The organism is Pseudogracilibacillus amylolyticus (SeqCode) (genome assembly GCF_051918545.1).
In the GTDB taxonomy this organism is placed as follows: Bacteria; Bacillota; Bacilli; order Bacillales; family Amphibacillaceae; genus Pseudogracilibacillus.
In genome coordinates, this window is record NZ_JBPPZG010000094.1 from 1 (window position 1) to 14914 (window position 14914).

The 14914-nt window shown below is 36.8% G+C and carries 13 protein-coding genes, 4 tRNA genes and 1 riboswitch; of the genes, 14 read left to right on the forward strand and 3 right to left on the reverse strand.

Features of this window, described 5'->3' with window-relative positions; genetic code table 11:
* Positions 1 to 422: 422 nt before the first annotated feature.
* Complete coding sequence (locus tag ACPYKA_RS11475; RefSeq protein ID WP_479542421.1) at positions 423 to 530, reverse strand: putative holin-like toxin; 108 nt, start codon at positions 528 to 530, stop codon at positions 423 to 425.
* 327 nt (positions 531 to 857) lie between these two features.
* On the opposite strand from ACPYKA_RS11475, the gene ACPYKA_RS11480 reads away from it, so the two are divergent.
* The 4 genes from ACPYKA_RS11480 to ACPYKA_RS11495 all read left to right on the forward strand — a co-directional run bounded on the left by ACPYKA_RS11480 (position 858) and on the right by ACPYKA_RS11495 (position 5579).
* A complete protein-coding gene (locus tag ACPYKA_RS11480; RefSeq protein ID WP_479542422.1) occupies positions 858 to 1508 on the forward strand; it encodes a pentapeptide repeat-containing protein in 651 nt (216 codons plus the stop codon).
* Between the two features lie 489 nt (positions 1509 to 1997).
* Positions 1998 to 3002 (forward strand): LLM class flavin-dependent oxidoreductase, encoded by a 1005-nt coding sequence (locus ACPYKA_RS11485; RefSeq protein ID WP_479542423.1) that lies wholly within the window; start codon positions 1998 to 2000, stop codon positions 3000 to 3002.
* An 869-nt stretch (positions 3003 to 3871) separates the two neighbouring features.
* The gene (locus ACPYKA_RS11490; protein ID WP_479542424.1) at positions 3872 to 4501 is read left to right on the forward strand and encodes a hypothetical protein; all 630 of its coding nucleotides are present in this window, start codon (positions 3872 to 3874) and stop codon (positions 4499 to 4501) included.
* A gap of 25 nt (positions 4502 to 4526) precedes the next feature.
* Positions 4527 to 5579: a methyl-accepting chemotaxis protein gene (locus ACPYKA_RS11495; RefSeq protein ID WP_479542433.1), complete on the forward strand. Its 1053-nt coding sequence runs from the start codon at positions 4527 to 4529 to the stop codon at positions 5577 to 5579.
* 62 nt (positions 5580 to 5641) lie between these two features.
* Here ACPYKA_RS11495 and thiT read toward each other — a convergent pair whose 3' ends face one another.
* Entirely contained in the window at positions 5642 to 6214 is a 573-nt protein-coding gene (gene thiT, locus ACPYKA_RS11500) for an energy-coupled thiamine transporter ThiT (protein ID WP_479542425.1), read from the reverse strand.
* Positions 6215 to 6300: 86 nt separating this feature from the next.
* Positions 6301 to 6401: riboswitch (TPP riboswitch) on the reverse strand.
* A gap of 174 nt (positions 6402 to 6575) precedes the next feature.
* Between thiT and ACPYKA_RS11505 the strand changes: the two genes are divergently transcribed.
* Entirely contained in the window at positions 6576 to 7121 is a 546-nt protein-coding gene (locus tag ACPYKA_RS11505; protein ID WP_479542426.1) for a 3H domain-containing protein, read from the forward strand.
* Between the two features lie 25 nt (positions 7122 to 7146).
* Complete coding sequence (gene nagZ, locus ACPYKA_RS11510; RefSeq protein ID WP_479542427.1) at positions 7147 to 8436, forward strand: beta-N-acetylhexosaminidase; 1290 nt, start codon at positions 7147 to 7149, stop codon at positions 8434 to 8436.
* A gap of 273 nt (positions 8437 to 8709) precedes the next feature.
* Here nagZ and fabI read toward each other — a convergent pair whose 3' ends face one another.
* Entirely contained in the window at positions 8710 to 9486 is a 777-nt protein-coding gene (gene fabI, locus ACPYKA_RS11515; protein ID WP_479542428.1) for an enoyl-ACP reductase FabI, read from the reverse strand.
* Between the two features lie 166 nt (positions 9487 to 9652).
* Here fabI and ACPYKA_RS11520 point away from each other — a divergent pair.
* The 8 genes from ACPYKA_RS11520 to ACPYKA_RS11555 form a co-directional block, all read left to right on the forward strand.
* A tRNA-Glu gene (locus ACPYKA_RS11520) sits at positions 9653 to 9724 on the forward strand.
* A gap of 9 nt (positions 9725 to 9733) precedes the next feature.
* Positions 9734 to 9806, forward strand: a tRNA-Thr gene (locus ACPYKA_RS11525).
* A gap of 45 nt (positions 9807 to 9851) precedes the next feature.
* Positions 9852 to 9933: transfer RNA gene (locus tag ACPYKA_RS11530), tRNA-Tyr, on the forward strand.
* A 22-nt stretch (positions 9934 to 9955) separates the two neighbouring features.
* Positions 9956 to 10027 (forward strand) — tRNA-Gln (locus tag ACPYKA_RS11535).
* Positions 10028 to 10276: 249 nt separating this feature from the next.
* Positions 10277 to 11566: a hydroxymethylglutaryl-CoA reductase, degradative gene (locus ACPYKA_RS11540; RefSeq protein WP_479542429.1), complete on the forward strand. Its 1290-nt coding sequence runs from the start codon at positions 10277 to 10279 to the stop codon at positions 11564 to 11566.
* Complete coding sequence (gene mvk, locus ACPYKA_RS11545) at positions 11563 to 12528, forward strand: mevalonate kinase (RefSeq protein WP_479542430.1); 966 nt, start codon at positions 11563 to 11565, stop codon at positions 12526 to 12528. Before ACPYKA_RS11540 ends, mvk begins: the two co-directional genes overlap by 4 nt.
* Positions 12529 to 13217: 689 nt before the next feature.
* Positions 13218 to 14201, forward strand: coding sequence for a diphosphomevalonate decarboxylase (gene mvaD, locus ACPYKA_RS11550; protein WP_479542431.1), 984 nt, complete (start codon positions 13218 to 13220; stop codon positions 14199 to 14201).
* A gap of 6 nt (positions 14202 to 14207) precedes the next feature.
* A partial coding sequence (locus ACPYKA_RS11555) for a phosphomevalonate kinase (protein ID WP_479542432.1) occupies positions 14208 to 14914 on the forward strand: 707 nt, incomplete at its 3' end.

A 14914-nucleotide genomic window follows, 5' to 3' on the forward strand; every position in this document is an offset into this window, starting at 1 on the left:
GGTGTTGCCTCAACAGGTCAATCATTTATTCAAGTGTCCTCTGAAAATAATTTAGCTGGTGTTGTTTTTGCCGCAAATAACCCAAACTTCGCTGAAGAATTTGTTTCTGCCATTGCAAAGCAACGTTTTTGGGATAGAGTATAAAACATATCGCTGCATGATTTATTGAGAAACAAGTATTGAGCGGTAACTTGCGAGAGTAATATTAGTAGGGCGGTGAACGGACAAATCATCAAATATATTACTAAAAAATGAAACAATTGACAGTATATTTTTTTCATTTTATTCTATAATTAGAAATAGGTACTCAAGCAGCGCGAACTGCTCAAGTACCGGCAACTACAGACCGCATAAAGAGCGGCTGACCAATAAGTTTCAATTACTAAAAAGAAGTAATCCGCTAACCATTGGCAGAGGGGCGGTTACTTCTTTTTGTCTAGGAAAATGACGACGGTAATAATTAAACTAAATACAGCAACTATTGATAAGCTGAATTGTACTACTAAGCTTAGTGTTTCGAAGGTCGTCATTTTTACCACCTCCCTTCTTCAGGAAGATGGCCAACCGCCCACTATACATATGTAGTTGTTGGTGTTATTCACCATAGTAACTATTAAATTAACAGAAGTTAGATCGTGTGTTCTTTCCCCTTATCACATTTTTTAATTTGTCCTCTGACATAAATTGGCGTCATATTCTCATAACAAAGAAATAACACCCAATATGATTTTCTGTAAAGAGGAGACCACATTTTCCAGCTAACAGTCAATTTATATTAATTTTGCTATAATAGATATCTGAGACTCTATCTATTTAGTCTAGTTAAAATCAAATGTTGGTAAAGGCGGGAATCCATTATGTCAGATCGATTTAAAATTGAGCTTCCTAGAATCCAATCAAACTTGGAAAAAGTTAATTTTCAAGATGTTTATAATGAAGAAGAACCAAATTTAATGGACGGTATGATTAGCAATGCATTTGTTGATAATGCAGAAATTCAAAGGTTGACTCTATCAAGGGTGTCATTTAAAAGTTCCAGGCTTTTGCAATCTACATTTAAAAAGGTGGATATGATGGATGTCGTTTTTGAAAACTGTGATTTATCGAATACTAGCTTTGCGGAAGGTATTATACATAGGGTTACTTTTAAAAACTGTAAATTACTCGGGATGGATTTTTCTAATGCTTATTTAAAAAATATCCGTTTTGAAAATTGTATTTTAAATTTTAATGAGTTTGTAGAAGCTAAATTAAATCAAGTTTTATTTGATCAGTCATCGTTGCAAAGTGCGAACTATTATGACTGCAAATTAAACAAGGTGAAATTTAATCAATGCGATATGAATGAAATCTACTTTACCTTGACCGCGCTCAATGGAATTGATATCAGTACGTGTACATTTGAACGAATTAATATAGATGATATTGGAAATATGAGAGGGTGTGTCATTTCCCCGGAACAAGCAATTTCATTCGCAGCATTGTTAGGGTTAAAAGTAAAAGAATAACGCAACAGAGATTGGCGTCTGACACTATAATGCAGCAGCTTGCTTGAGTGCTAGCAACTATAGACCGCATAAAGAGCAGCTGGCCAGTTTTACTTTTACTGAAAAGAAGTAATAGCCAACCATTGATCCTGGCGCGATTACTTTTTTTACGTTGTAAGTTGAACGTTTGGTGCAAATTATAATAAAAGCTATAGCTTTCCCCATTAAGGTCGGGCTTTTTAAGGGTTCCACATATTCATCCTGTACCTAAAGGTGGGCTAAAAATCCTGCATGGGCTTTCCCGTATCAAAAATTATGTAAAAACTTTAGTTATTTCCCAGGAAATAATCATTTATTGTCAAAGTTTAGCTTCTTTTATTTGTAATCATTTTTGATTGTTTTAAAACTAACCCTTTCAAAGAGAACAATCACATAATCTGCTATTTACTTGATTGTTTGTTAAAATGTAAATCAGAAAAGCAAACAAGGTTTCAAAAGGAGAATTTAAAAATGGCAAATATAAATATACCCGTTTCAGTTTTAGATCTTGGACCTCTTAGAAAAGGCGAAAGTACGAAAGAGGCAATTGATTCCATGGTTAATTTGGCGCAAGCGACGGAAATAATGGGGTATAAACGTTTCTGGATTGCCGAACATCATAATACCGCTTCATTAATAAGTTCAGCTACGTCTATATTGATTAAACATATATTAGAACATACTGAAAAAATTAGAGTTGGAGCTGGTGGTATAATGTTACCTAATCATGCTCCGTTAGTTGTAGCAGAACAATTTGGAACAATGGCAAACATTTATCCTAATCGTTTAGATTTGGGCTTGGGACGAGCTCCAGGTACAGATATGTTAACTGCAAGTGCACTAAGAAGATCTCATAATGAGGATTCCGTATATTCTTTTCCAAAAGATATCGAGGAGCTCCTTCAATACTTTGGGTCAGATAAAGATCAAGGACATGTAAAAGCAAACGTAGCTATTAATACAAATGTACCGCTTTATGTTTTAGGATCTTCTCCAAATTCAGCTTATTTAGCAGCTGAACTAGGATTACCTTATTTATTTGCATCCCATTTTGCGCCAAGATATATGGAAGAAGCGATCTCCATATATCGTAAAGAATTCAAGCCATCAGTCTATTTAGATTCTCCGCATATGACGGTATGTCTTAATGTAATTGCTGCAGAAAGTGATGAAGAAGCAAAAAGGGAGTTAACAACGTTACAGCAATTTTTCTTAAATGTTGTCCGTGGAGGCCAGGAACCATTACTTCCACCTGTTGATAATATGGATGAACTTTGGAGTTCACAAGAAAAGGCAGCAGTTTCATCGATGACTAGTGTGACCTTCTTGGGAAACAAGGATTCTATCCGAAAACAATTGACGAATTTCCAGGAAAAATATAATGTTGATGAAATCATGGCTGTCACGTATATTTTTGATCAAGATAAACAAAAACGTTCCTATGAAATATTTAAAGACGTTGTTGAAGGGAAATAATACTTTTAACTGTGTACTTCTCTATCAGCTATTTTGCGATTAGAGTTGCTTCAAACGGACCGTCTCCCAAAAGAGAATTCTTAGCCGCATTTATATAAGGAAGAGTTAATTTTACTTTAGAATCGCATTAATTGTGGTTCTATTTTTGTTAACTTTTTCAGTTCTTGTTCGACTAGATTTTAACGTTAGATGGAGTAGATCTATATAATGTGTGACGTTTGCTGCAGTGATTTCGAATAGCGAATGTCTTACCGCAACGGACGAAAATACATCACGAATTGATCGGCTGTCATTCTTCATTATGGAAAGCGACTTTAGCATCCCTTTGCAGTTACTCTGCATTTTGAGAAACGACTCAGCATCCATTGGTCGCCACTCTGCATGTTGGAAAACGACTCAGCATCCCTCGGTCGCCACTCTGCATGTTGGAAAGCGACTCAGCATCCCTTGGGATCCACTCTGCATTATGGAAAACGACTCAGCATCCATTGGCCGCCACTCTGCATTTTGAGAAACGACTCAGCATCCCTCGGTATCCACTCTGCATTTTAGAAAACGACTCAGCATCTATCGGCCGCCACTCCGCATTTTGAGAAACGACTCAGCATCCATTTTCATCCATTCCGCATTATCGAAAACGACTCCGCATTAAGTCACTCATTTTATTGATGCGAAAGTTGAGTTACTCATATCCATTCCCATTATTAACTTTTCCTTACATAAACAAGCATCTTTTTTCAATTATGAAACTTTTGTACAGGGTAGGCATTTTCCCTTGGGGCTTATATCTGTTATCATAGGGAAAAAGGATCACTTTTAAAGTCCTAACTTATTCACTGATTAAGTAGAATGAGAGATAAGGAGGAAAAATGTCGAATAAAAATGTTCTTACTCGAAGATTGGGCTTAATTATTATGAGTATTCTTATTTTTTGTATTTTAATTATTTTTCTTTCAATGTATAGTGCGAATTATAAGGAAATTACTAAAGCGGCGGGGGTAGAATTATATGGCTGTGCGAATATTACAACAGCACTAATTGACCCTGAAGATCTCGCTAGAATTAAAGCAGGTGATACAGAGGCGGCTAAACAGGTAGGCGAAAGTATTGACTGGACGATTCAACATAAAAATATTTTTGAAGGACAATACATAATGGATCTTGAGGGGACACTTTTAGCTGTTGATGAAAATATGTTGGAACAAGGTTTTAATTCGGGTGATGCTTTTTATATTAGTGATGAAGATTTGGAGCAGCTTCAAATAACAAAAGCACCTGTTTACTCAGAAGTGTATGAGTTTGGTGGGATGAAACGTTTAACAGGGTATGCACCTATTTTTGAAGATCATGATCCGGATAAAGATATCATCGCTATTAGTGCAATTGATTTTGAATCTAGTATCTTGCATTCTCGTACATGGGATATGATTAAAGGGAGTTTTTTTAACCGCAATTATTCCTATTTTATTAGCTGGTGTAGCGACAATTTTTCTTATTAAAAAAACAACACAGCCTCTTCATTCAATTGCAAATTTTGCAAATCGTGTTGCTGAAGGTGATTTGACAGTTGAGAAGTTATCGATAAAAAATAAAGATGAGATTGGTCAACTGTCCAACGATTTAAATAAAATGGCAGATAATCTGAAGGCGATTATCGGAGATCTGTCGTTAAGTTCGACGCAAGTAGCCGCTACTTCAGAAGAATTGTCCGCTAGTGCAGAAGAAGTTTCTGTTACAGCAGAACAAAATTTACATTCCATCCATCATGTAAGGTCGGGATCAGAAGAACAGGTAGGTATTGTACATAATGCGAACCAAATTTTGACGATAATTTCTAATAACACAGAAGGTATGAATAACAAATCTAAGGATTTACATATAGCTTCTGAAAATGCTACTGAAAAAGCTGGGTACGGCGAAAAAATGATTCTTGAATCTATTAAACAAATGGAAACTATTAATTTAAGCTCTGTCCAAATGTCTGACTCGATGGGAAAACTGAGCGATAAATCTGACGAAATTAGTGATATTGTTAGTATTATTACGAAAATTTCAGAGCAGACAAACTTGCTTGCACTAAATGCTTCTATTGAAGCTGCACATGCCGGGGAAAGTGGAAAAGGCTTTGCGGTAGTAGCAAATGAAATACGAAATTTAGCGGAGCAATCGGCTGAAGCGACTTTAAAAATCGGTGGCTTAATTCATGATATTCAAACCGATACGATAAATGCTGTAGAAGAAACAAGCGCAAGTATTGATTCTGTGAAAATAGGAACTGATATTATCCAGGATGCTGGAAAGGCTTTTCAAGACATTAAAACATCGATTAATGAAGTATCGACTGAAATAAATTTGATGAATAATGGAATTTCACAAATAACAAATGATGTGGAACAGATTGCTGAATTAATGAAAGAAATAGAATCAATTTCAACAGAAACAGCTAATAACACATCTGGAGTTGTATCACAATCAGAAGAACAAGTTGCTGCCATCGAAGAAGTTACCTTAGCAATGGAACAATTGTCAACGATGGCGGAGGATTTAAATAAACGAACACATCAATTTAAGGTTTAAAATTATTCAATAAAAAATAGATAACCATTAATTAAACAGGTTATCTATTTTTTACATATATTTTAATTTTTAAGTAGCATTCTTGGTTGTTTGTTAAATAAATAATAGATAATAATAATGCAAATAATCATCGCCGGAATCATGTACGAACAATTATAAATAAAGGAGTATAGCCAAGCTGGTTGGCCTTCAGGTACTGAGTCGGCAAAGAATATAAATCCTGCAAAGAAATGGGCAAGAAAACGTAATGAACCCCCGACAAGAATCCCTGCAATGATAAACTTCAATAACTCTTTTTTATTCTGTTGTTTCACAGCCTGTTGAACAGATTTTGCAAAAATTCCCGCAAATCCTAAGACAGTAAAAGCAAATCCATATTCAATTAATCCTTGCCAAAAATTAAGAATATACGCGTCTCCTACTGCAATCTGCAATATACCCCATAAGAACCCTGAAAGGATTCCGCCTTTTAGACCCCAACGAAAGGCGAGAATGAATACAGGAATCATTGCTAATGAAATAGAACCACCAGCTGGCCAAAGTTTAAATTTTAAAAAAGGAATAATATCTAAAAGCAATGCTAAAGCTGTCAGAATGGCAACTTCAATAAAAAATAAAGTACGGTTCGAGCTCATTAATTTAACACTCCCCCAAATTTTTAATACAAAAAAGCAATTCTACGGGGAGCTTGATGGTATCCGTTTAGATTGATTAATTTTTCCCATCAAAAAACCTACATCCCTACGCTAGTATTAACTAACAGGTTCGAAGGGTAAGAACGATTTGTTCACTCTCAGCCGAATGGCTCCCCCTGTAGACATTACAATTTCTGCTTTTTCATTTTCATTTCTTATTTTAGCTCATTTCAAATTGTTATTCAAACCAACTATTCAATAGTGACACTGTATAACGATCAACAAGTTAATTAATCTGTGATAAGATGTGAACAAATAACTATGAAATAATCATCATCAATAGTAAAGGGATGGAATATAAATGGAAAAAAGGATAAATATGTCCGGCGACGAACGTAGAAAATATATCATTGATTTGCTGAAGCAAAATGATAAACCACTAACTGGAAAGATGCTTGCGGAAAAAACAGGTGTAAGCAGGCAAGTAATCGTAACAGATATTGCTTTACTTAGAACGAGTGAAGAACCAATTATTGCGACTAGTCGAGGGTATTTATATTATCAACAGAAAGCTCAGAATGACACATTTCGCAAAGTGATTGTTTGTAAACATACACCTGAGGAAACGAAAAAAGAGCTTGAACTTATGGTAGACTGTGGTGTTACCGTTGTAGATGTGATTGTAGAACATCCTTTTTATGGCGAATTGATCGGCTCGCTTATGGTGAAAAGCAGGTATGAAGTAGAACAGTTTGTCCAGAGTTTTTCACAAAATAATGCTGCGCCACTATCAATTTTAACTGGAGGCATTCATTTACATACGATAGAGTCAGATTCACAAGAAAAAATTGATGCTGCTTGTAACGCCTTAAAAAAAGCAGGTATTTTAGTAACTGACAATATTTGATGCACGTGATACAAGAGGTGATTTGGTGAAAAGGTTAGTAGTTTCCATGATCGCTATAATCGTTAGTTTGATTGTGTTTTTTATTATGAGTCAAGATCCAATGATTACCTTAGAAGCGAATGTTGGAAATGATTTAAATAACCTGGTTTCAACAAATCCACAGCGAGAAAATATAACGAAAACGATGAAACAATTAGAGGGAGAAACTGAAGCTAGTATGGATAAAAATGAAGTCGATGACATTTCCAAAAAAATTAAAAAAATGACGTTGGATGAAAAAATTGGTCAGCTTATTATTGGTGGAATAACAGGTACAACTTTGACTGACCAAACAAAGAAATTGATTCATACGTATAAATTAGGTGGTTTTATTTTATTTTCAGCTAACTTAGAAGAACCGAATCAGTCATTAAACTTATTAAATGATTTAAAAATTGAAAATAAACAGAACAACATACCGCTTTTACTTAGTGTGGATCAAGAAGGTGGCACCGTTACAAGGCTACCAAATTTATACGATTTACAAACAAATGAAGAAATTGGGCTAAAAAACGATAAGGAGTTTGCTCGAAAAATAGGTGAAGTATTGGGAAGGCAAGTAAAAGCTTTTGGTTTTCAAGTAAATTTTGCCCCAGTAATAGATGTGAATAACAATCCAAATAATCGTGTAATTGGAGAGCGCTCATTTGGAAGTAATCCCGAGCTGGTAGGAGAACTCGGGGTTGAAACGATGCAAGGGATGCAAGCAGAACAAGTAATTCCTGTAATTAAACATTTTCCTGGTCATGGGGATACGCATATCGATTCTCACGAAGAATTGCCTGTAATAGATAAAAGTATGGAGGAATTAAAAGATGTTGAATTAGTTCCTTTTAAAGAGGCGATTGATGCAGGTGCAGATGTAGTGATGACAGCTCATATAATGCTCCCGCAAATAGGAGACGCTCCAGCGACACTTTCAAATGAAATAATTACTGGCATTCTAAGGGAAGAATTTCATTTTGATGGTGTCGTCATAACGGATGATGTAACGATGGATGCTATTTTAAATGATTATGAGATTGGAGAAGCAGCAGTACATGCCATAAAGGCTGGGGTAGACATTGTTTTAGTAGCCCATCAATATGAGAACGTAACAGCTGTTTTTGAACAGATAAAAGCAGCTGTTCTAGCTGGTGAAATAACAGAAAGTCGCTTAGAAGAAAGCGTAAAAAGAATTTTATTATTAAAAGAAGAATACGAAATAGAGGATAAAGTTATAGAAGAAATTAATGTAGATGTTTTAAACGAAGAAATTGTCGAATTATATGAGTAAAATAAATAAGATCTTCAAAAGAAAAAGGTAACGCAAGTCGTTCTCGTATGCCTTTTATTGAACGGAATTGACTGGAGGAAACCCGCGCATGCCCTTTATCAGATAGAATTCACTTGAAAGATAATACAAGGTGGTCTTGCGTTTCCTTTATTGAGCAGAACCCACTTGAAAGGTAACGCAAGACGCTTTCACGTGCCCTTGTGCGCCTCGATTGGATCTAAGAAGAACGCAAGAAACAATTTTACGACGAACTTAACACTAATGATAATTGAGTTACAGCCCCATAATATGGTATCCAGAATCGACATGGATTACTTCGCCAGTAATTCCACGTGCAAGATCACTTAATAAAAACATCGTTGCATCTCCTACCTGCTCTTGATCGATATTTCTTCTAAGTGGAGCTTTTTCTTCAATAACAGAGTGGATTTCATTCAAACCAGATACCCCTTTAGCAGATAACGTACGTATCGGTCCCGCTGATACCGCATTTACACGGATATCATTCTTACCTACATCTTCGGCCAAATATCTAACGCTTGCTTCTAGAGATGCTTTAGCTACTCCCATAACGTTATAATTTTTTACAACTCTTTCCGCACCTAGATAAGATTGTGTTACAATGCTTCCACCTTCAGTCATTAATTTTCTTGCTTCGTTTGCAACTGCTACTAAGGAGTAGGCACTTATTTCTTGCGCAAGTAAGAATCCTTCTCTAGATGTTTCCGCATATTCACCTTGTAACTCTTCACGATTTGCAAATGCAACTGAATGGACAAGACCGTGAATCGTTCCTACTTTCTCTTTAATTTCTTGAAAAGCCTCTTTAATACTTTCATCACTAGCTACATCACAAGAAACTAATAGTTTGGCTTCGATATTATTTTCAACTAATAACTTTTGCAGTTTTTGATAAGAACGTTCTTGTCTATTTGTAAAAATAAGGTTTGCTCCTTCGCGGTGAAGGGATTTTGCAATGCCCCATGCAATACTTCGTTGATTTGCGACTCCCATTACGACAATATTTTTTCCGTTTAATAGCCCTGACATTAATGACACCTCCAAAATATGTACTTTCTTTATTATAACGATTTCACAAATTGTTGCATACTACAACCATTTTCATTTTTATAATAAAAAAGTTTAACAAAACTCTTTACAAAAAAATAAAGCTTGTATATAATGAAATCTGTTGGCTTTTGAGCTGCTTACTTTTGGCCCGTTGGTCAAGTGGTTAAGACACCGCCCTTTCACGGCGGTAACACGGGTTCGAATCCCGTACGGGTCATTACCTAATGCCGGCCTAGCTCAATTGGTAGAGCAACTGACTTGTAATCAGTAGGTTGGGGGTTCAAGTCCTCTGGCCGGCATTTTTAATTGTTAGGAATAATTTTCTCCTAGACTGTAAATTATATGGAGGGGTAGCGAAGTGGCTAAACGCGGCGGACTGTAAATCCGCTCCCATCGGGTTCGGCAGTTCGAATCTGCCCCCCTCCATTTATATATAGATAAATTTGATTGGGCTATAGCCAAGCGGTAAGGCAACGGATTTTGGTTCCGTCACTCCTAGGTTCGAATCCTAGTAGCCCAGCTATATTTATAATATTTAATATGAAATTAGACGAAGATAAACAAGGGAGTGTAATAAACAACCTTGTTTATTTGCATTTTTGTTAAGTTTTTCACATAATAGAATCAATTAAATGAATAAAAGTAAATAAACAAGCAATTTATAGATGGTTTTTGGTATAATTATATAGTAGATTACGTTTATGATGTAATAAATATTTTTTATACAATATAATCGCATTATTGATAACACTTTCTAAGGGTGAATTGGATGGAAATATCTTCTAGAGTTCCTGGCTTTTATAAAATGTCGATTGAAGAGAGAAAGCAATATATTATTGATCTATACGATCTTTCTGAAGAAGATGCGATACAATTTCTAGATCAAGTTTCCTTACCAGAGAAAACTGCGGATAAGATGATAGAAAATGTCGTTGGAACTTTTTCACTTCCTCTCGGTTTGGGCTTGAATTTCTTGGTAGATGGAAAAGATTATATTATTCCAATGGCTGTGGAAGAACCTTCTATCGTAGCATCTGCAAGTTATATTGCTAAAATAGTACGAGAAGCTGGTGGCTTCAAAACGGAAGCGACTGAGCGAATTATGATAGGACAAATTCAGGTTGTTGGCTGCCCTGACTTCGACAAAGCAAAACGAGCAATCTTGGCTGAAAAAGAAACACTGATTAAAGCTGCGAATGATGCCTATCCGAGTCTTGTCGCAAGAGGGGGAGGGGCTGAGGATCTAGAGGTACGTATTATTAATGAAAGTGGCTCAAAATATAACCAAATGTTAATTGTTCATCTGTATGTTAATACATGTGATGCTATGGGAGCTAATATCATTAATACGATGGCGGAATCCCTGGCACCGGTTGTAGAACATTTGACGGATGGAAAAGTATATTTACGAATTTTGTCAAATTATGCGGATCGATGCTTAGCAAAAGCAACTTGTACGATCCCGCCAGAATTGCTTGCTTCTGACGGTTTTACTGGTGAAGAGGTACGTGATGGTGTTGTTCATGCATATGAATTTGCTGCTTCAGATCCTTATCGCGCCGTTACGCATAATAAGGGAATAATGAACGGTATAGATCCAGTTATTATAGCTACGGGAAATGACTGGCGAGCTGTCGAGGCAGGAGCTCATGCTTACGCTTCTCGTTATGGCCAGTATTCTTCAATGACTACGTGGTCGACAGATGAAGCAGGAAATTTAGTAGGCGAGTTGGAACTGCCAATGTCACTTGGGATTGTAGGTGGCGCAAGTCGAGTACACCCTATGGCAAAGTTAGCTTATAAAATTTTACGTATAGATTCTGCAAAAGAATTAGCGCGAGTGATAGTTTCTGTAGGTTTAGCTCAAAACCTAGGGGCACTAAAAGCACTTGTTACAGATGGTATTCAAAAAGGACATATGGCTCTTCATTCCAGATCTGTAGCGATGGCAGCAGGTGCTTCGGGAGACTTAGTTGATATTATTGCTGAAAAGTTAGTTGAGTCGAAAGAAATTCGTGTTGGTTACGCAAAAAAATTAATGGAAGAGTATGCAAAATGAGTGTAGAAAAAATTACAATACCAGAAAAAATTGCTACTGGTGTAGCACATAGTAAATTAATCTTGGTAGGGGAGCACGCTGTTGTTCATGGACAACCAGCTATCGCGATTCCATTTCCATTAATTGGAGTAGAATCGATTGTTGAGCGTGTTATTGGCACTGTGTATCTTGATAGTTCACTTTATCAAGGGCCGGTAGAGTCAGCACCCAAATCTTTAGCTGGTATCGTTAGTACGATAAAGCAAACCTTAAAAATTTTAAAAATTCCTTACCGTGATTTATTGATTCGAATTAAGTCCTCTATTCCTCCAGGTAAAGGGCTTGGTTCGAGTGCATCTGTAGCGATTGCAATTGTAAAATCGTTATTTATGTACTCGAATGAACAATATACAAAAGAACAGTTATTACAACTAGCTAATATTTCTGAGAAGTTTGCTCATGGGGCTCCGAGCGGGATTGACCCATTGACGATTACTTCACATAGTCCTATTTGGTATAAGAAGGAAGAGCCTATCGATTATATTATACCAAGTGGAGAGTTTTATTTTGTCGTCGCTGATACAGGTCGTATGGCGGATACAAAATCGGCAGTTAGTACGGTAAGGAATTTAATTAAACAGACACCCCAAAAGGTTTACGGTAAAATAGAACGAATTGGGGATATTACGTATCAAGCAAGAGAGGCGCTTGAAAAATCCAGTAAGCAACTTTTAGGCTATCTTTTAAATGAGGCGCAAAAAGAGCTGGAAGCGATTGGCGTAAGTGATTCTAGTTTAAATAAACTGATTCATTTTGCAAGAGAAGAAGGAGCTCTAGGCGCCAAATTAACTGGTGGAGGAAACGGTGGATGTATCATAGCTTTAGCGCAAAATGAAATCCATTCGAAACAGCTAAGTGAGAAACTGAAAAATTTTGGAGCGCAAGCAGTATGGCCATTCGTTTTAAAGAATGAAACTGAATAAATGTTCAACGGAAATCGGTGAAAGACCGATTTCCTGTCCGTTTAGGAACTTTTAGTTATAAAAATATAAAGGCTGTATTCTAAAACATAGAATCCATAAACTGTTAAGTAATGAGTAGTTGAATTCTACCTCAACGGTAAATAGACTTGGTGCTTGTTCACTTCTTACCTAAATTTGTGATGAAAACCGCTTCGGCAGAATACTACGCTTTCCACGGGCACGGCTTCAGCCTCCGAAGCACAGGACGTGCAAGTGCAGGTTTTGCGACAGGACGTCGCGCTCTTAGCCTGCCTCGCGGAAAGACCACTGCTGCGGGGTCTTCAGACACGTGCTCTTCCCGCAGGAGTCTACGTATTCTGCCTACGCTAGTTTGAAGTAACAAATTATAGAACTTCCTTTTGTTTAACAAATCTATCCCAGCGAAGGAAATACACGGAGACTCCTGCGGGAGGAAAGCCTAGGTGAGACTTCGCAGTGCGTTAGCACAAGAAGGCTCAACAGCCGCCCGCGGAAAGCGGAATGTATTGCCGTAGCGGCATTTTACTTTGCAACTAGCAGCGGAAATCAACGGTTTACCAACTAGCTTAACAAATTTTCACTACTCAACAGTTTCCTTCAACTATATATCGATCCAACAGAACGACAGTAAAACTTTTAAGAAAACAGCCTAGATTAAAAGGAGAAGTTTCATGCGTGCAACCGCGAAAGCACATACAAATATTGCTTTAATTAAATATTGGGGAAAAAGAAATGAAGAACTAATTTTACCTACTAATAACAGCCTTTCTGTTACCTTAGACGGGTTATATACGGAAACGACTGTTCATTTTAAAGAACAGCTTGAACAAGATAAGTTTATCTTAAACAACGAACTAATTTCTGGTATCATGTATGATCGTGTTACGAAATACCTTGATTTATTTAGGGAATATGCAAATAAAAAAAATCTTTATGCTGAAGTTACTTCAGTGAATAAAGTTCCGACTGCAGCCGGATTCGCTTCTTCTGCCTCCGGGTTTGCGGCACTCGCAGCAGCGACTGCAAAGGCACTTGAATTAAATTTATCGAAACAAGATTTATCACGTTTTACACGACAAGGTTCTGGATCAGCTTGCCGCTCTGTTTATGGTGGTTTTGTAGAATGGGAAAAAGGGGAAGCAAATGATGGCAGTGATTCTTTTGCAATCCAAATTGCTCCACAAGATCATTGGGATATTCGAATAGCTGCGGTTGTTCTTACAGCAAAAGAAAAAGATGTATCGAGCCGTGTAGGAATGAAAAGAACAGTTGATACATCAGTGTTTTATGATGGTTGGTTAGAAAGTTTACCAGCAGACTTACATGCAATTAAAGATGGAATCAAAGCGCGTGATTTTGAAAAAGTAGGCTCTATTGCTGAAGCAAACTGTCTGAAAATGCATGCAACAACTTTGGGAGCAAACCCGCCGTTTACATATTGGCAAGACAATACGATGTCAGTTATGCAAACCGTTCAAGAATTGCGAAGGGAAAATGTTCCGGCTTATTTTACAATTGATGCTGGGCCGAATGTTAAAGTACTATACTTACCAGAAGATGAAGAAAAAGTTCTTGAAAAATTACATGCCACTGAAGGAGTCTCTGATGTTATAGTAAGTAAGGTTGGCGAAGGGATTTCCTACGTGCAGGAGTGAATTCATTTGAAGACTTTTACAATCAAAACACCTGGAAAGCTAATGGTTGCAGGTGAATTTGCAGTTCTAGAGCCTTATCATCATTTGCTTGTGATGGCTGTAGATCGATTTGTTTATACGAAAATTCAAGCTAGTGACAATAATGTTGTTACTTTAAAAAACTTTAATTTAAATAATTTGGAGTGGAAGTTTACTGAAAATAGAGTTGAATTTTCTACCTCTGATTCACGGCTATCTTTTATAAAGGATGCAATTGCAACAGTGTTAACGTATTTAAAGGAGAATGAAATTTTTCCCGAACCATTTTCACTTACTGTAAATAGTGAATTGGATGACGTTGAATCTGGCTTAAAATACGGCCTTGGTTCCAGTGCGGCAGTTGTAACTTCAATAATTAATGCAATTTTAATTACGTTTCTTCCCGAACCTCCTAGCAGAAAGTTGATTTTCAAATTGGCAGCTATTTCTCATATTAAAACACAGGGGAACGGGTCGGGAGCAGATATTGCTGCTTCTACATATGGTGGTGTGATAAACTATACATCGTTTCAGGCTGAATGGTTAAACGAAGAGCTAAAAAAAGAATCGAGTATAGTAAAATTGGCAGAAAAAAACTGGAAATACTTATCGATAGAACAGGTTAACTTTCCAGAAAATCTCGAGCTTTTTATCGGCTGGACGGGAAGCCCGGCTTCTACTGGTAGTTTGGTTAG

What these genes read in the sequence shown, in the direction of transcription:
- ACPYKA_RS11475 (WP_479542421.1), bottom strand. Translation starts at nt 530, where the DNA reads ATGACGACCTTCGAAACACTAAGCTTAGTAGTACAATTCAGCTTATCA.
- ACPYKA_RS11480 (WP_479542422.1), top strand. Translation starts at nt 858, where the DNA reads ATGTCAGATCGATTTAAAATTGAGCTTCCTAGAATCCAATCAAACTTG.
- ACPYKA_RS11485 (WP_479542423.1), top strand. Translation starts at nt 1,998, where the DNA reads ATGGCAAATATAAATATACCCGTTTCAGTTTTAGATCTTGGACCTCTT.
- ACPYKA_RS11490 (WP_479542424.1), top strand. Translation starts at nt 3,872, where the DNA reads ATGTCGAATAAAAATGTTCTTACTCGAAGATTGGGCTTAATTATTATG.
- thiT (WP_479542425.1), bottom strand. Translation starts at nt 6,214, where the DNA reads ATGAGCTCGAACCGTACTTTATTTTTTATTGAAGTTGCCATTCTGACA.
- ACPYKA_RS11505 (WP_479542426.1), top strand. Translation starts at nt 6,576, where the DNA reads ATGGAAAAAAGGATAAATATGTCCGGCGACGAACGTAGAAAATATATC.
- fabI (WP_479542428.1), bottom strand. Translation starts at nt 9,486, where the DNA reads ATGTCAGGGCTATTAAACGGAAAAAATATTGTCGTAATGGGAGTCGCA.
- ACPYKA_RS11540 (WP_479542429.1), top strand. Translation starts at nt 10,277, where the DNA reads ATGGAAATATCTTCTAGAGTTCCTGGCTTTTATAAAATGTCGATTGAA.
- mvk (WP_479542430.1), top strand. Translation starts at nt 11,563, where the DNA reads ATGAGTGTAGAAAAAATTACAATACCAGAAAAAATTGCTACTGGTGTA.
- mvaD (WP_479542431.1), top strand. Translation starts at nt 13,218, where the DNA reads ATGCGTGCAACCGCGAAAGCACATACAAATATTGCTTTAATTAAATAT.